This window comes from Pseudomonas sp. A125 (assembly GCF_055409485.1).
The window spans coordinates 296,807-312,219 of the sequence record NZ_JBUZVP010000001.1 but is presented as its reverse complement, the minus strand read 5'-3'; the positions used below and the strand labels follow the sequence as shown (position 1 = coordinate 312,219).

Below are 15,413 nucleotides of genomic sequence, written 5' to 3'. Positions count from 1 at the left end.
TTGGGGGAAATCAATTGATGGTGTACGTGACCTGGGTCAATTGACTTGTGAAGTATGGACGGTTTTTCCGGGATGAGGCGCCAAACTCGCTCGCCCCTCTAATCAAAAACGGCCTCGCCAATCTTCACTGGCGGGGCCGTTTTTTATTGCCGCTTTGCCTTACTCGGCCTCAGCCGCCTTATCCCCATGGGACAAGCTGTAAACATACGCCGCCAGCAAGTGCACCTTGTCATTGCCCTGCAACTGCTCCTGCGCAGGCATCTGGCCCTGACGGCCATAACGGATGGTCTGCTGCAGTTGCGCGAAGCTCGAACCGTAGATGAACGCGCCCGGGTGGGTCAGGTCAGGTGCGCCCATGGCTGGCGTGCCTTTACCCTGCGGGCCATGGCACGCCACGCAGTTGGCGGCGAACAGTTTCTCGCCGTTGGCCACGTCTGCCTTGGCGCCTTCGGGCAGTTTGCGGCCATCGAGGTTGGTCACCACAAAACCGGCCACATCGGCCACGCCTTGCTCGCCAATGACTTCGGCCCACGCCGGCATCACCGCATGGCGGCCTTTCATGATGGTTTCCTTGATGGTGGCCGGCTCACCGCCCCAGCGCCAGTCGGCGTCGGTCAGGTTGGGGAAGCCGTAGGCTCCCTTGGCGTCGGAACCGTGGCACACCGAGCAGTTGGAGGCGAACAGGCGGCCACCCATCTTCAAGGCTTGCGGGTCTTTGGCTACGTCCTCAATCGGCATCGCGGCGAACTTGGCGAAGATCGGCCCGAACCGGGCGTCTGACTTGGCCATTTCCTTTTCCCATTCGTGCACGCCGGTCCAGCCGGTCTGGCCGTTGGCAAACGGGGTTTGCTTGTCGTTGTCGAGGTAGTTGTAGCCCGGCAGCAGGCCTTTCCAATTGCCCAGGCCGGGGTACAGCGCCAGGTAACCGAGGGCGAAGATGATGGTGCCGACAAACAGCATGAACCACCATTTGGGCAGCGGGTTGTCGTACTCCTCGATGCCGTCGAACGAGTGGCCAACGGTTTCGTCGGTTTGCTCGGCGCGCTGGCCCTTGCGGGTCGACAGCAGCAGCCAGGTCAGGGCGAAAATGGTACCCAGACTGAGGACTGTGACGTACAGACTCCAGAACGTAGTCATTCTTTGTTACTCCTAGACGCTTCTACGACGTGCTTGATGGCTTCGGGATCATCCGCGAAGGGCAGCAAGGTCGCGTCTTCAAACTCCGACTTGCGCTTGGGGCTGAACACCCACAACGCCAGGCCGATAAAGGCCACCATCACGACAACGGTGCCCAGGCCTCGAATCATCCCGATATCCATCCAGATCACCGTTTGCTTTTGATGATGGTGCCAAGGCCTTGCAAGTAGGCCACCAGTGCGTCCATTTCGGTCTTGCCCTTCACGGCCGCTGCCGCGCCGGCGATGTCTTCGTCGGTGTAAGGCACGCCGAGGTTGCGCAAGACTTCCATCTTCTTGGCGGTGTCCTTGCCGTCGAGCTTGTTTTCGACCAGGAACGGGTACGCCGGCATTTTCGACTCGGGCACCACGTTGCGCGGGTTGTACAAGTGCGCACGCTGCCAGTCATCGGAGTAACGCCCGCCCACCCGGGCCAGGTCCGGGCCGGTACGCTTGGAACCCCACAGGAACGGGTGGTCCCACACGCTTTCGCCGGCGACCGAGTAGTGGCCGTAGCGTTCGGTTTCGGCACGGAACGGGCGGATCATCTGCGAGTGGCAGCCCACACAACCGTTGGCGATGTAGACGTCGCGGCCTTCCAGTTCAAGGGCGGTGCGCGGCTTCATGCCTTCCACCGGCTTGTTGGTCACGTCCTGGAAAAACAGCGGAACGATCTGGGTCAGGCCACCGATACTCACGGCGATGACCATGAAGAAGGCCAGCAGGCCGATATTCTTCTCGACTACTTCATGCTTCATCAGTGAGCTCCCACAACGGCGATCTTGGTAGCGGCTTCGGCTTCTACAGGGTCGGACGCACGCACCGTGCGCCACACGTTGTAGGCCATGAACAGCATGCCGCTGGCAAAGATCGCACCGCCCAGGGCGCGCACGATGTAACCCGGATGGCTGGCTTGCAGCCCTTCGACGAAGGAGTAGGTGAGGGTGCCGTCATCGTTGATCGCACGCCACATCAGGCCCTGGGTGATGCCGTTGACCCACATCGAGGCGATGTAGAGCACGGTGCCGATGGTGGCCAGCCAGAAGTGCGTGTTGATCAGGCTGACGCTGTGCATCTGCGCACGGCCGAAGAGTTTCGGGATCATGTGGTACAGCGCGCCGATGGAGATCATCGCCACCCAGCCCAGCGCCCCGGCGTGTACGTGGCCGATGGTCCAGTCGGTGTAGTGGGACAGCGAGTTGACCGTCTTGATGGCCATCATCGGGCCTTCAAAGGTCGACATGCCGTAGAACGCCAGCGAAACCACGAGGAAGCGCAGGATCGGGTCGGTGCGCAATTTATGCCAGGCGCCCGAGAGGGTCATCATGCCGTTGATCATGCCGCCCCAGCTCGGGGCCAGCAGGATGATCGACATCGCCATGCCCAACGACTGGGCCCAGTCCGGCAATGCGGTGTAGTGCAGGTGGTGCGGGCCGGCCCAGATGTACAGGGTGATCAGCGCCCAGAAGTGCACGATGGACAGGCGATAGGAGTAGATCGGACGCTCGGCCTGTTTCGGCACGAAGTAGTACATCATCCCCAGGAAGCCGGTGGTGAGGAAGAAGCCCACGGCGTTGTGGCCGTACCACCACTGGATCATTGCGTCCGTCGCGCCGGCGTAGGCCGAGTAGGACTTGAAGAAGCTCACCGGCAAGGACGCGTGGTTGACGATGTGCAGCATCGCCGTCACCAGGATAAATGCCCCGTAGAACCAGTTGCCGACGTAGATGTGCTTGGTCTTGCGCTTGACGATGGTGCCGAAGAACACCACGGCGTAGGTCACCCAGACAATCGCCAGCAAAATGGCGATCGGCCATTCCAGCTCGGCGTATTCCTTGGTGGTGGTGTAGCCCAGCGGCAGGGTGATGATCGCGCCAACGATGACCGCTTGCCAGCCCCAGAAGGTAAAGGCCGCCAATGCATCGGAAATCAGTCGCGTTTGGCAGGTTCGCTGCACGACGTAGTAAGAAGTGGCAAACAATGCACATCCACCGAAGGCGAAAATCACCAGGTTGGTGTGCAACGGGCGCAGGCGTCCAAAGGTCGTCCATGGCAGGCCAAAATTCAACTCTGGCCAAACCAGTTGCGAGGCAATGAAAACGCCGAGCCCCATGCCAAGGATCCCCCAGACCACCGTCATGATGGCGAACTGGCGGACTACCTTATAGTTATAAGCAGTCGGACTGATTGCTGTGCTCATTCTAAGGTTCCACGGTTTAGTTTTTTTATAGGGTGAAAATCGGTCGCAAGTATGGAGAAAGCAAGATTCCATTGCAACGCAAGGTGACCTGCGTCAATGCGTTCCACACCAGATTCTGCGCCCTTTCCATGTTTGGCGTAAGGACAAAATACAGGGTTAAAAGCTGACGACTTGGACAGGATTTTAGAGGGGTCGAAGGTACTTGTAACTAGGTGTGTGTAAACAAGTGGCCCGGACGACGAATGGTCAGTGGCACGACAGCCGGTAAGTACCTGCCTTTGCGCCTGTCATCGAGCAGAAATGTTTCAACCCATCGAGTGCAAGTCGGCCGTCGACCGGCCCATGCCGGCCCACTGTGAAAACAAGCGTAGACCCGAATGGCAGGAGGGGAAAGTCAACGATCGGATGGGTGCGACAATGGGTCGCAAAAAAGCCGCGCCTGAATCAGGCGCGGCTTTTGGGTGGTGCGCGATTACTCGGTTCGGCTGTCGGGCGTTGCGCCGTCGGCGTTATGGGACAGGCTGTAAACGTACGCGGCCAGCAGGTGCACCTTGTCATTGCCCTGCAGCACCTCCTGCGCTGGCATCTGGCCTTGGCGGCCATGACGTATGGTTTGCTGCAACTGCGCCAGGCTGGTGCCGTAGATAAAACCGCCTGGCTGCGTGAGGTTCGGCGCACCCATGGCTTCCATCCCATGGCCTTGGGGGCCGTGGCACGCTACGCAGGTCGTGTTGAATGCCACTTGGCCCGCCGCGACATCGGCGGTGCTGTCAGCCGGTAACGGCAGGCCTGCCAGTTCATGGCGCACGTAGGCGGCGACGTTCTTCACACCGTCCTCACCGAGGATCTCACCCCAGGCCGGCATCGCTGCATGACGGCCATTCATGATGGTCATCTTGATTGCATCGGCCGAACCGCCCCAGCGCCAGATGTTGTCCGCCAGGTTCGGGAAGCCATAGGCGCCCTTGGCATCCGAGCCGTGGCACACCGCGCAGTTGGAGGCAAACAGGCGTCCGCCCATTTTCAGCGCTTGCGGGTCCCTGGCCACTTCTTCCACGGGCATGGCCGCGAATTTGGCGAAGATCGGCCCGAACTTGGTGTCGGCCTTGGCCATTTCCTTGTCCCACTCCTTGGCCGAGGTCCAGCCGTCTTCATAGCCCGGCAGCACGCCTTTCCAGTTGCCCAGGCCCGGGTAGAGGATAAGGTAGCCGACGGCAAACACCAGCGTGCCGGCGAACAGCATGAACCACCATTGCGGCAGCGGGTTGTCGTATTCCTCGATCCCGTCGAAGGCGTGGCCCATCGTCTGGTCGACGCTGCCCTTGGTCTCGCCCTTGCGGGTGCCGATCAACAGCCAGGTCAGGCCGATCAGGCTGCCCAGGGTCAGTACACAGATCCATGTACTCCAAAAGGTAGTCATGGCCGGTTGCTCCTTGTTGCAGGCTCTTCTTGAGCGTCGGGGGTGGGCGGTAGTGGCTCATCGGCAAACGGCAGCAGGCACGCCTCGGCGAACTCCGCATTGCGCCGGGAGTTGAACACCCACAGCGACAGGCCGATAAAGGCGATGGCCACGACCAGCGTGCCGAGGCCGCGGATGGTTCCAGCATCGAATTCAAATCCCATGGCTCACCTCTTGCTCTTGATGGCAGTGCCGAGCACTTGCAGGTAAGAAACCAGCGCGTCCATCTCGGTCTTGCCCTTGAGGGTGGCCACGGCGCCGGCGATGTCGTCATCGGTGTACGGCACGCCCAGGGTGCGCATCACCTTAAGCTTGGTCTCGGTGTGGCTGCTGTCGACCGGGGCGGTGACCAGCCATGGGTACGCCGGCATCTTCGATTCCGGCACCACATTGCGCGGGTTGTACAAGTGCGCGCGGTGCCAGTCGTCCGAGTAGCGTGCACCAACACGGGCCAGGTCCGGCCCGGTGCGCTTGGAACCCCACAGGAACGGGTGATCCCATACGCTTTCACCGGCCACCGAGTAGTGGCCGTAGCGCTCGGTTTCGGCGCGGAACGGGCGGATCATCTGCGAGTGGCACTGTACGCAGCCTTCGCGGATGTAAATGTCGCGGCCTTCCAGTTGCAGCGCGGTGTAGGGCTTCATGCCTTCCACCGGCTTGTTGGTCACGTCCTGGAAGAACAGTGGCACGATCTGGGTCAGGCCGCCGATGCTCACGGCGAGCACCATCAGCAGCATCAGCAGGCCGACGTTCTTTTCAATGGTTTCGTGTTTCATCATCGACTCCTCAGGCCATCTGCGCGGCGGTGGCAACTTCGGCAGGCTGCGCCGAACGCACGGTGCGCCAAGTGTTGTAAGCCATCAGGAGCATGCCGCTGAGGAAGATCGCCCCGCCTACCAGCCGCACGATGAAGCCTGGGTGGCTGGCCACCAGGGTTTCGACGAAGGAGTAGGTCAAGGTGCCGTCTTCGTTGATTGCACGCCACATCAGGCCCTGGGCGATGCCGTTGACCCACATCGAGGCGATGTAGAGCACGGTGCCGATGGTGGCCAGCCAGAAGTGCGCGTTGATCAGGCCGAGGCTGTACATCTGCTCGCGACCGAAGATTTTCGGGATCATGTGGTACAGCGCGCCGATGGAAATCATCGCCACCCAACCCAGCGCCCCGGCGTGTACGTGGCCGATGGTCCAGTCGGTGTAGTGGGAGAGCGCGTTGACCGTCTTGATGGCCATCATCGGCCCTTCGAAGGTCGACATGCCGTAGAACGCCAGGGACACCACCAAAAAGCGCAGGATCGGGTCGCTGCGCAACTTATGCCAGGCACCCGACAAGGTCATCATGCCGTTGATCATCCCGCCCCAGCTCGGCGCCAGCAGCACCAGCGACATCACCATGCCCAACGACTGCGCCCAGTCCGGCAACGCGGTGTAGTGCAAGTGGTGTGGGCCGGCCCAGATGTACAGGGTAATCAGTGCCCAGAAGTGCACGATGGACAGGCGATAGGAATACACCGGGCGTTCGGCCTGTTTTGGCACGAAGTAGTACATCATCCCGAGGAAGCCTGCGGTGAGGAAAAAGCCTACCGCGTTATGCCCATACCACCACTGCACCATGGCATCTGTCGCACCGCCGTAGGCCGAGTAGGACTTGGTCCAGCTCACCGGCAGGGACGCGTGGTTGACAATGTGCAGAATGGCCACGGTGATGATGAATGCACCGAAAAACCAGTTACCCACGTAGATGTGCTTGGTCTTGCGCTTCATCACCGTGCCAAAGAACACCACGCCGTAGGCCACCCAGACGACGGCGATGAGGATGGCGATCGGCCATTCCAGCTCGGCGTATTCCTTGGAGGTGGTGTAGCCCAGCGGCAAACTGATCGCGGCCAGCACAATCACCAATTGCCAGCCCCAGAAGCAGAACTGGGCGATCCTGGGTGCAAACAGTTGCGTCTGGCAGGTGCGTTGCACCGAGTAGAAGGAGCTGGCAAACAGTGCGCAACCGCCAAAGGCGAAGATCACCGCGTTGGTGTGCAGCGGGCGCAAGCGGCCGAAACTGGTCCAGGGCAAATTGAAGTTGAGTTCGGGCCATACCAACTGGGCAGCGAGAAAAACCCCGAGCCCCATGCCGACGATGCCCCACACCACCGTCATAATGGCGAATTGGCGGACCACCTTGTAGTTATAGGCGGTACTTAAAGTAGTGTTCATGGTTCCCCATCCACGGTTCAACCCAAGCAAATGCGGCACTTGGGCTGGAGTTATAGGCAGACTAAAAAGCGAGGCAAGCATGGGCAAAGAGCACAAGGCCAGTATTGACGGGGATCAATGGGCGCAGTGTGTGCGGGAACACGGCTGGTTGTGGGATGTCGCCACAGGGTCTATCGCGCGTACGCCCGTGACACTGATCCTGGCCCACGGTGCGGGTGCGCCGATGGACTCTGGATTTATGAGCGACATGGCTGCACGCCTTGCCGGGCATGGCGTGAACGTGTTGCGCTTCGAATTTGCGTACATGGCCCAGCGCCGTGTGGACGGCGGCAAACGTCCGCCGAACCCAGCTCCGAAACTGCTGGATTGCTGGCGTGAGGTGTATGCCCAGGTGCGACGTCATGTCGCTGGGAAACTGGCGGTTGGCGGCAAGTCGATGGGCGGGCGAATGGCCAGTTTAGTGGCGGATGAATTGGGCGCGGACGCGCTGGTGTGCCTGGGTTATCCGTTCTATGCGGTGGGCAAACCGGAGAAACCAAGGACTGAGCACTTGGCGGGGTTGAAGACGCCGACGTTGATCGTGCAGGGCGAACGGGATGCGCTGGGCAATCGGGCGGCGGTGCAAGGGTATGTGTTGTCGCAGGCCATCGAGGTGCTGTGGCTGGTGGCGGGGGATCACGACTTGAAGCCGTTGAAGGCTTCGGGGTTCAGTCATGAGCAGCATCTGGAGGCTGCGGCGGTGAAGGTCTCAAGCTTTCTTGCTGGCCTTTAGGGCCTCATCGCAGGCAAGCCAGCTCCCACATTTTGATGTGTGAACACCGTCGAATGTGGGAGCTGGCTTGCCTGCGATAGCGATCTATCGGTTAAACCGCTCTACCAGCGAATACTGGGTATTGGCCGTGTGCGTCAGCTCTTCACTCAACTGCGCCGAGTTCAACGCCTGTTCCGACGTCTGATCCGCCAGCAGCGCAATCGTGCTGATGTTACGGCTGATCTCTTCGGCCACCGAGCTTTGCTCTTCGGTCGCCGCCGCGATCTGCGCCGTCATGTCGGTGATGTGCGCCACCGCCTCACTGATCCCCACCAGTGCCTGGTCCGCTTCCATTACCCGCGCCACACCTTCTTCCGCCTGGCGGTGCCCGGCGTCCATGGTTTGTACGGCGGCATTGGCCGTCTGCTGCAGCTTGGCGATCAGTGCGTGAATCTGCCCGGTAGACTCGCTGGTGCGCTGGGCCAATTGCCGCACTTCGTCTGCCACCACCGCAAACCCACGGCCCATCTCACCGGCACGGGCCGCTTCAATGGCCGCGTTCAGTGCCAGCAGGTTGGTCTGGTCGGCGATGCCCTTGATCACATCCACCACACCGCCGATTTCGTCACTGTCCTTGGCCAGTTGGGTCACGGTCGCGCCGGTTTCGCCCACGGCCACCGACAGGCGCTGAATCGCCTCGCGGGTTTCGCCAGCGATATCACGGCCGCGCCCGGTCAGGCGATTGGCTTCCTGGGTGGCATCGGCAGTACGTTGCACGTGGCTGGCGACTTCCTGAGTCGTCGCGGCCATTTGATTGACTGCCGTGGCCACTTGCTCGGTCTCGACACGCTGGCGCTCAAGACCGCTGGAGCTGTTGTGCGCCAGGGTATTGGACTGCGCCGCCTGGGCGTTGAGGTGTTCGGCCGTGTCCTGCAGGCGCGTCAGGCACGTCTTCAAGCGTGCCTCCTGGCTGAGGATCGACATCTCCAGGCGCGCCTGGGCGCCGCGGCTGTCGGTGTACATCTGTGCGATCAACGGGTCGGACGTGGTCTGCTCTGCCAGGCGCAGCAAACGCTTGAGCCCGCGCTGTTGCCAGCTCAGGCCGAGCAGGCCCAGCGGCACCGACAGCGCGGCGGCCAAGGCAAAGCCCCAGTGCGAGTCCAGCCATACACCGATCAGGAAGCCCAACTGGCTGACCAGGATAAACGGCAGCCAGTCCTGCAACACCGGCAGCCACTTGTCACTGCTCGGGATGGCCGACTTGCCCTGGTTGATGCGTTGGTAGAGCGCCTCGGCACGGCGGATCTGCTCGGCGGTGGGCTTGACCCGCACCGACTCATAGCCGATCACCTGATTGCCGTCGAAGACCGGTGTCACATAGGCGTTGACCCAATAGTGATCACCGCTCTTGCAGCGGTTCTTGACGATGCCCATCCATGGCAAGCCTTGTTTGAGCGTGGACCACATGTGTGCGAACACTGCCGCCGGAACATCCGGATGACGAACCAGATTGTGCGGGGCACGCAACAGTTCGTCATGGGAAAACCCGCTGATTTCGACGAAGGCGTCGTTGCAGTAGGTGATCACGCCTTTGGCATCCGTGGTGGAGATCAACCGTTGCTGAGCGGGGAAGGTACGTTCGCGCTGGGTAACGGGTTGGTTATTACGCATGAGTTTTCAATCCGCAAGGCTTTGATGGGTTGTCGGCCGCATTCGGAAATTATTGAAGTAAATTTTTCCAATTGAGGGGGTGATTGGCCATGGCTCTTTTTTGGTGCAAAAGGGCGTTGAAAGCACTTGCATACCGAGGCTAAAAAAGTAAGCGGGTTGATTGCACTATTTGTAAGTCGATGTGTCTGTATTCAATACGATAAGCCAACTTTCATGGGCCGGATGGTTTTCCATCTGAACGAGTGTCGTTTCACACATAAATACCATCAGCTGACAAATCTACGACTACGCTGGTAAGAAAATTGACATGGTTTTCTGCTAGATAACTTTGCGCCCTTGCGTTTGGGCGCGTTGGGGGCCAGGGAGGCCCTGAGTCACATTTGCGCGAGCCTGCCGCTTTGAGCTGGCACAAACCTCGGTTCGAAAATGATGTGGTACCTCATTAAAGGGAGTAGAGCTTGACACTCGTTCCAGTCATTATCAGTGGCGGTTCAGGCAGTCGTCTTTGGCCTGTTTCACGCACGGCACACCCGAAGCCGTTTATCGATTTGCCAGGTGGTGGCAATTTGATACAGAAAACCTACAGCCGCGCCTTGGCGTTGAATGACGTGGTAGAAGTTTTAACCATTACAAATCGTGATCTGTATTTCAAAACCCTTGATGAATATGGTGCAAGCGCTCCGCACTTCACCAACCTGGGTTTCGTCCTGGAACCGTTCGGACGTAATACGGCTGCGGCAGTGGCTTTGGCGGCGCAAGAAGTTTCCCGAACCCATGGTCCAGACGCCCTGATGCTGGTGATGCCGGCAGACCACCTGATCGACAATCACGCAGCATTCGCGGCTGCGGTTGAGTCTGCCACGCAACTGGCCCAACAAGGCTGGCTGGTAACCTTCGGCGTGAAGCCTGAATACCCGGAAACGGGCTACGGCTATATTCAAAAAGATACCGATGTGCCGTTGGGGAATGGCTTCAAGGTAAAACGGTTCGTCGAGAAGCCAAGCCTGGAAACGGCGCAGGGCTACCTGGATTGCGCAGAGTACTACTGGAACTCGGGGATGTTCTGTTTTCGTGCGGGCACGTTAATTGAAGAAATGGCGCTCTGTGCCCCGGATGTTTCCAGTGCCGTTGACCTTTGTCTTGCCAGCTCGGGGGAGATGCAAGGCAGCAGGCATCTCAGCCTGCATCTGGATGCTGTCAGTTTCGCCAAGGTTCCGGATATCTCCATCGACTTTGCGCTGATGGAGCGTTCAGAAAAAGTGGCGACGATTCCTTGTGATATCGGCTGGAGCGACATCGGCTCGTGGAACGCCATGAGTGAACTGTCCCCGGCCGATGAGCAGGGTAACCGCATCGAAGGCGAAGCCATCATCCACGACTCCCATAACAACTATGTACGCAGCCAACGGCGCTTGACGGCGTTGGTCGGCGTTGAAGACCTTATCGTTGTCGACACTCCGGATGCCTTGTTGGTCGCCCATAAAGACCATGCACAGGACATCAAGGTGATCACCGCGCAGTTGAAGAAAAACGGCCATTGTTCGCACCTCGACCACACCACTGTGCAGCGTCCCTGGGGGGCCTACACCACTCTGGAAGAGGGTACGCGCTTCAAGATCAAGCGTATTGTGGTCAAACCGCAGGGTTCGCTGTCGCTGCAGATGCATCACCATCGCAGTGAACACTGGATTGTGGTCAGTGGGATGGCCCGTGTGTTGAACAACGACCGTGAGTTCCTGTTGAACACCAATGAGTCGACGTTCATCCCCGCCGGGCACACCCATCGCCTGGAAAACCCGGGTGTGATCGACTTGGTATTGATCGAAGTACAGAGCGGTGATTACTTGGGTGAAAACGATATCGTCCGGTTCGAGGATATCTACGGTCGCGTTGGAGGTTAACGTTTGAGGCAGTGCGGAACGATCCGTGTGCCGCATCAAGAAATGGGCTTGCTTGCGCAAAAAAGCGCGATAGAAGCGAACGTCTGCTCTCTGAGAGCAACCTACTGTTCGATTGGCTAAATTAAACTGGTGAACAAATGAGCGACAAGAAAGTTGCGTTGATTACGGGTATTACTGGTCAGGATGGTGCTTACCTTGCCGAATTCCTGCTTAAAAAGGGCTATTCGGTACACGGCATCAAGCGTCGCAGCTCTATGTTCAATACAGCACGCATTGACCACCTGTATCACGACCCGAATGCGACAGGTTACGATCTGACTTTGCACCATGGCGACCTGACCGACTCAAGCAGCTTAATTCGTATCGTTCAGGAAGTTCAGCCCGACGAGATTTACAACCTGGCGGCGCAAAGCCACGTTGCTGTTTCATTTGAAGAGCCCGAGTACACCGCGAATTCCGATGCCTTGGGGGCTTTGCGCCTGCTTGAAGCTATCCGTATCGCCGGGTTGGAAAAGAAAACGCGTTTCTATCAGGCGTCGACTTCCGAGCTTTACGGCCTGGTTCAGGAAACCCCACAGAAAGAAACCACACCGTTCTACCCGCGTTCCCCGTATGCCGTCGCCAAACTCTATGCCTACTGGATGACCGTGAACTATCGCGAGTCTTATGGCATTTATGCCTGCAACGGCATCTTGTTCAACCACGAATCTCCTATCCGTGGCGAGACGTTTGTAACCCGCAAGATCACTCGCGCCCTGGCGCGTATCAAACTGGGGCTGCAAGACTGCCTGTACCTCGGAAACATGAACGCGCTGCGCGACTGGGGCCATGCCCGTGACTACGTGGAAATGCAGTGGCTGATGCTGCAGCAGGACGTAGCTGAAGACTACGTGATCGCAACGGGCGAACAGCACTCCGTGCGCGAGTTCGTCGAGCTTGCCGCGAACGAAATCGGGATCAAAGTTCGCTGGGAAGGTACCGGCGTAGATGAAAAAGGCTATGACCTTGAGACCAATAAATGCATCGTCTCGGTAGACCCGCGTTACTTCCGACCTGCGGAAGTTGAAACGCTGCTGGGTGACCCGAGCAAAGCCAAGGCCAAGCTGGGCTGGGTGCCGACGACGACCTTCGCCGAGCTGGTCGAGGAAATGATGCGTGAAGACATGCGTGAGGCCGAGCGCGATCAACTGGTGCAGGCTAACGGATACAAATATTTCAAAGGCCAGGAATAAGGGGCGGCGTGGATGATACCGGTATATCAGCCCTTCTTGGGTGGACGCGAAAAAGAGTACGTAAACCAGTGCCTTGATTCGACCTGGATCTCCTCCCGCGGAGAATTCATATCTCGCTTCGAGGGCGAGTTTGCCCGATACATCGGCGCTGAACATGCAACGACAGTGAGCAATGGCACGGTAGCCTTGCACCTGGCAATGGCCGCCCTGGGGCTGGGCCCCGGTGATGAAGTGATCGTTCCAACGCTTACTTACGTGGCGTCGGTCAACACCATTATGCAAACCGGGGCCAGTGTTGTTTACGCCGAGTCCCGGGCAGACACCTGGAACGTCAGTGTTGCGGACATTCGCAGCCGCGTAACGCCCAGGACCAAAGCGGTCATGGTCGTACATTTATATGGCCTGGCGTGTGACATGGATGAGGTCGTTGCCCTGTGTAAAGAGCACGATCTGTTGTTGATCGAAGACTGTGCCGAGGCTTTTGGCTCTCTGTACAACGGTCAACACGTAGGGACATTTGGTGATGTCGCCACATTCAGCTTTTTTGGAAACAAGACCATTACTACCGGTGAGGGAGGAATGGTGGTCTCGAAAAACAAGGCTGTTCACGAGAAAGCTTGTCACCTGAAAAGCCAGGGGGTATCGAAAACCCGTGAGTACTGGCATGACGAGTTGGCATTCAACTACCGTATGACCAACATTTGCGCCGCCATTGGGCTTGCCCAGCTGGAGCGTGCAGACGAGATCATCGCGCTTAAACGGCAGATTGCGGGCTGGTATCGTGAGGAACTCGAGGGGCTTGCGTTGCAGATGCATGCAGAGCAGCCGGGCACCCGCCATTCCTATTGGATGTGCTCGGTACTGTTGAATGACCCCGGCCAGCGCCAGGCGTTACGTGATCATTTAAAAAGTAACGGCATAGAAACCCGCCCGTTGTTCGCGCCAGCCCATAACATGCCGCATTGCAGGACGGATGAAGATTTTCCCATAGCGCAGGACCTTAGCTCCCGAGGCATGAACCTTCCAAGTTATCCGACATTGAGCCGAGAACAGGTGCAACGGATAGCAGGGGAGATTCGACGCTACTTCGCCGGTTAAAACGAAGGACGTCAGGGTAGAACGCTTGCCCCGATGGCCAAGTAGAATTCAGAAAATCAAGTGACACTGAATTTTTGAATTTAAATTATTTACTCAGGTGAAGTGATGGTTTCTTATTTTTCTCGTGTTTGGGATGCTCGCTATTTTTGGGTTCATCTATCATTGGCTGATCTCAGGTCACGATGGAGAAGGTCTTTTTTTGGGATGGCATGGTCGATAATCCAGCCATTGGGATTGACTTTATTGCTCACACTGGTATTCAGCAGGCTGTTCAACGCTGATATCGTGACGTATGCGCCCTATATCCTGTCCGGCATTATTGTTTGGGAGTGTATATCGGCGAATACTGTTTCAGGGTCGTTGTCGTTTGTCCAAGCAGACGCTTATATAAAACAATGCAACCATCCATTGGCTATCTACACGCTTCGAAACGTCGTCGGCAGCATCATTGTCTTAATGTTGGCAAGTGTCTCGTTGTATGGCTGGGTGGCGGTAGTACTCCCGCATAACTTCGGCTGGAGTTGGTTGGCGTCATTGACAATTTTCCCAATTCTTGCGCTGATTGCATGGCCAGTGTCTACACTGCTGGCTTATGTAAGTACGCGTTTTCGAGACATTCCCCATGCACTGGGGTTGATCATGCAGTCGCTGTGGTTTGTCTCCCCGGTGTATTTTGAAGCTAAAATGTTCAAGAACAGCGGGCTCCACGCATTAGTCGATTACAACCCGATTTATCACATCTTGCAGTTAATACGCGCGCCGTTGCTTCAAGGTCAATGGCCGACGTGGCAAAACTATGCGTTCAGTATTGGTACTGCAGTCGTCTTTGGCGTATTGGCGATTATCATTGGCAGCAAGGTTGAACGGAAAGTGATTTTTTATCTATGAAAAATAATCGAATTGTACTTGAAGAAGTCAACCTTCATTATGCCTCGGTTGCTTATAAAGAGCGCTCTTTAAAGTCGCTCATGGCCAATGCGTTTAACAAAAAAAAGAGCAAGTCAAATATTGCCGATATTCACGCACTGAAAAATATCAGTGTCGAGATAAACAGTGGTGAGCGTGTTGGGCTGCTCGGGCACAACGGTGCTGGCAAAAGTACCTTTCTGAAAACTGTCGCCGGGCTTTACCCCGTCTCAAGCGGCAGCCTCAGGGTTGAAGGCCAGGTGCGTTCGCTGTTTGACCTGAGCCTTGGTTTCGAGCCGGATGCAACAGGTAGGGAAAATATCCTTTACCGCGGCTTGTTGCTGGGGCTTTCACCAAAATTCATGCGCGAAAAAGCTGAGGAAATTGTTGAGTTCGCCGGGCTCGGTGAATTTATCGACTATCCGATAAAAACCTATTCGGCGGGTATGCAGGTGAGGCTGGCGTTCGCGATCTCCACGACGGTAGGCGGAGATATCTTGCTGCTCGATGAGGTGATTGGCGCAGGGGACGCAAATTTCATGGCGAAAGCCAGGGAGCGTATTACAGGCCTCATTGAGCAGGCAGAAATCCTGGTGCTGGCAACACACGATTTCAGCGCGTTGCGTTCGATATGCAATCGCGGGCTGGTTTTCCATCATGGCGAGTTGGTTTTTGACGGCAGCTGTGATCAGGCAGTGGCAGAATACACAATAATAAATGGACTGAAATAATCTTGAAAACGCTTAGAGTCCTTTGGTTACTCAATCACACTACGTTAAGAGAGTTCGAAGCTGACCAGCTGAAAGCAT

Annotated in this window: 15 protein-coding genes; 6 read left to right on the top strand and 9 right to left on the bottom strand. The window is 57.5% G+C overall.

The annotated features are described in order from the left end of the window. Window positions 1-159 precede the first annotated feature (159 nt). The 8 genes from ccoP (ACZRN6_RS01450) to ccoN (ACZRN6_RS01415) form a co-directional block, all read right to left on the bottom strand. Window positions 160-1,137, bottom strand: a complete 978-nt coding sequence (gene ccoP / locus ACZRN6_RS01450) for a cytochrome-c oxidase, cbb3-type subunit III (protein WP_464007052.1) — start codon at window positions 1,135-1,137, stop codon at window positions 160-162. Next, window positions 1,134-1,319 (bottom strand): CcoQ/FixQ family Cbb3-type cytochrome c oxidase assembly chaperone, encoded by a 186-nt coding sequence (locus ACZRN6_RS01445; RefSeq protein ID WP_008437575.1) that lies wholly within the window; start codon window positions 1,317-1,319, stop codon window positions 1,134-1,136. Before ACZRN6_RS01445 ends, ccoP (ACZRN6_RS01450) begins: the two co-directional genes overlap by 4 nt. A 5-nt stretch (window positions 1,320-1,324) precedes the next feature. Next, window positions 1,325-1,933: a cytochrome-c oxidase, cbb3-type subunit II gene (ccoO, locus tag ACZRN6_RS01440; RefSeq protein ID WP_464007051.1), complete on the bottom strand. Its 609-nt coding sequence runs from the start codon at window positions 1,931-1,933 to the stop codon at window positions 1,325-1,327. Beyond that, window positions 1,933-3,375: a cytochrome-c oxidase, cbb3-type subunit I gene (ccoN, locus tag ACZRN6_RS01435; protein WP_226475124.1), complete on the bottom strand. Its 1,443-nt coding sequence runs from the start codon at window positions 3,373-3,375 to the stop codon at window positions 1,933-1,935. Before ccoN (ACZRN6_RS01435) ends, ccoO (ACZRN6_RS01440) begins: the two co-directional genes overlap by 1 nt. A 472-nt stretch (window positions 3,376-3,847) precedes the next feature. Further along, the gene (gene ccoP / locus ACZRN6_RS01430; protein WP_464007050.1) at window positions 3,848-4,795 is read right to left on the bottom strand and encodes a cytochrome-c oxidase, cbb3-type subunit III; all 948 of its coding nucleotides are present in this window, start codon (window positions 4,793-4,795) and stop codon (window positions 3,848-3,850) included. Beyond that, window positions 4,792-4,998, bottom strand: coding sequence for a cbb3-type cytochrome oxidase subunit 3 (locus tag ACZRN6_RS01425; protein WP_003219012.1), 207 nt, complete (start codon window positions 4,996-4,998; stop codon window positions 4,792-4,794). The genes ccoP (ACZRN6_RS01430) and ACZRN6_RS01425 overlap by 4 nt, the downstream gene beginning before the upstream one ends. Before the next feature lie 3 nt (window positions 4,999-5,001). Then, the gene (gene ccoO / locus ACZRN6_RS01420; protein ID WP_010176375.1) at window positions 5,002-5,610 is read right to left on the bottom strand and encodes a cytochrome-c oxidase, cbb3-type subunit II; all 609 of its coding nucleotides are present in this window, start codon (window positions 5,608-5,610) and stop codon (window positions 5,002-5,004) included. Window positions 5,611-5,620: 10 nt separating this feature from the next. Further along, window positions 5,621-7,045, bottom strand: coding sequence for a cytochrome-c oxidase, cbb3-type subunit I (ccoN, locus tag ACZRN6_RS01415; RefSeq protein ID WP_464007049.1), 1,425 nt, complete (start codon window positions 7,043-7,045; stop codon window positions 5,621-5,623). A 79-nt stretch (window positions 7,046-7,124) separates the two neighbouring features. Between ccoN (ACZRN6_RS01415) and ACZRN6_RS01410 the strand changes: the two genes are divergently transcribed. Further along, window positions 7,125-7,817, top strand: a complete 693-nt coding sequence (locus tag ACZRN6_RS01410; RefSeq protein ID WP_322143950.1) for an alpha/beta family hydrolase — start codon at window positions 7,125-7,127, stop codon at window positions 7,815-7,817. An 84-nt stretch (window positions 7,818-7,901) separates the two neighbouring features. On the opposite strand, the gene ACZRN6_RS01405 is transcribed toward ACZRN6_RS01410, so the two are convergent. Continuing rightward, window positions 7,902-9,467, bottom strand: a complete 1,566-nt coding sequence (locus ACZRN6_RS01405) for a methyl-accepting chemotaxis protein (protein WP_322143951.1) — start codon at window positions 9,465-9,467, stop codon at window positions 7,902-7,904. 458 nt (window positions 9,468-9,925) lie between these two features. On the opposite strand from ACZRN6_RS01405, the gene ACZRN6_RS01400 reads away from it, so the two are divergent. The 5 genes from ACZRN6_RS01400 (at window position 9,926) to ACZRN6_RS01380 (ending at window position 15,335) form a co-directional block, all read left to right on the top strand. Beyond that, a complete protein-coding gene (locus tag ACZRN6_RS01400) occupies window positions 9,926-11,368 on the top strand; it encodes a mannose-1-phosphate guanylyltransferase/mannose-6-phosphate isomerase (protein ID WP_464007048.1) in 1,443 nt (480 codons plus the stop codon). A 137-nt stretch (window positions 11,369-11,505) separates the two neighbouring features. Further along, the gene (gene gmd, locus ACZRN6_RS01395; protein ID WP_322143953.1) at window positions 11,506-12,600 is read left to right on the top strand and encodes a GDP-mannose 4,6-dehydratase; all 1,095 of its coding nucleotides are present in this window, start codon (window positions 11,506-11,508) and stop codon (window positions 12,598-12,600) included. A 12-nt stretch (window positions 12,601-12,612) separates the two neighbouring features. Beyond that, window positions 12,613-13,698: a DegT/DnrJ/EryC1/StrS family aminotransferase gene (locus tag ACZRN6_RS01390; protein ID WP_322143954.1), complete on the top strand. Its 1,086-nt coding sequence runs from the start codon at window positions 12,613-12,615 to the stop codon at window positions 13,696-13,698. Window positions 13,699-13,803: 105 nt separating this feature from the next. Next, window positions 13,804-14,586, top strand: a complete 783-nt coding sequence (locus tag ACZRN6_RS01385) for an ABC transporter permease (RefSeq protein WP_322143955.1) — start codon at window positions 13,804-13,806, stop codon at window positions 14,584-14,586. Continuing rightward, window positions 14,583-15,335: an ABC transporter ATP-binding protein gene (locus tag ACZRN6_RS01380; protein ID WP_322143956.1), complete on the top strand. Its 753-nt coding sequence runs from the start codon at window positions 14,583-14,585 to the stop codon at window positions 15,333-15,335. The genes ACZRN6_RS01385 and ACZRN6_RS01380 overlap by 4 nt, the downstream gene beginning before the upstream one ends. Window positions 15,336-15,413: the final 78 nt, after the last annotated feature.

Coding starts and splice junctions, on each gene's coding strand:
- ccoP (WP_464007052.1), bottom strand. CDS start 1,137: ATGACTACGTTCTGGAGTCTGTACGTCACAGTCCTCAGTCTGGGTACC.
- ACZRN6_RS01445 (WP_008437575.1), bottom strand. CDS start 1,319: ATGGATATCGGGATGATTCGAGGCCTGGGCACCGTTGTCGTGATGGTG.
- ccoO (WP_464007051.1), bottom strand. CDS start 1,933: ATGAAGCATGAAGTAGTCGAGAAGAATATCGGCCTGCTGGCCTTCTTC.
- ccoN (WP_226475124.1), bottom strand. CDS start 3,375: ATGAGCACAGCAATCAGTCCGACTGCTTATAACTATAAGGTAGTCCGC.
- ccoP (WP_464007050.1), bottom strand. CDS start 4,795: ATGACTACCTTTTGGAGTACATGGATCTGTGTACTGACCCTGGGCAGC.
- ACZRN6_RS01425 (WP_003219012.1), bottom strand. CDS start 4,998: ATGGGATTTGAATTCGATGCTGGAACCATCCGCGGCCTCGGCACGCTG.
- ccoO (WP_010176375.1), bottom strand. CDS start 5,610: ATGAAACACGAAACCATTGAAAAGAACGTCGGCCTGCTGATGCTGCTG.
- ccoN (WP_464007049.1), bottom strand. CDS start 7,045: ATGAACACTACTTTAAGTACCGCCTATAACTACAAGGTGGTCCGCCAA.
- ACZRN6_RS01410 (WP_322143950.1), top strand. CDS start 7,125: ATGGGCAAAGAGCACAAGGCCAGTATTGACGGGGATCAATGGGCGCAG.
- ACZRN6_RS01405 (WP_322143951.1), bottom strand. CDS start 9,467: ATGCGTAATAACCAACCCGTTACCCAGCGCGAACGTACCTTCCCCGCT.
- gmd (WP_322143953.1), top strand. CDS start 11,506: ATGAGCGACAAGAAAGTTGCGTTGATTACGGGTATTACTGGTCAGGAT.
- ACZRN6_RS01390 (WP_322143954.1), top strand. CDS start 12,613: ATGATACCGGTATATCAGCCCTTCTTGGGTGGACGCGAAAAAGAGTAC.
- ACZRN6_RS01385 (WP_322143955.1), top strand. CDS start 13,804: ATGGTTTCTTATTTTTCTCGTGTTTGGGATGCTCGCTATTTTTGGGTT.
- ACZRN6_RS01380 (WP_322143956.1), top strand. CDS start 14,583: ATGAAAAATAATCGAATTGTACTTGAAGAAGTCAACCTTCATTATGCC.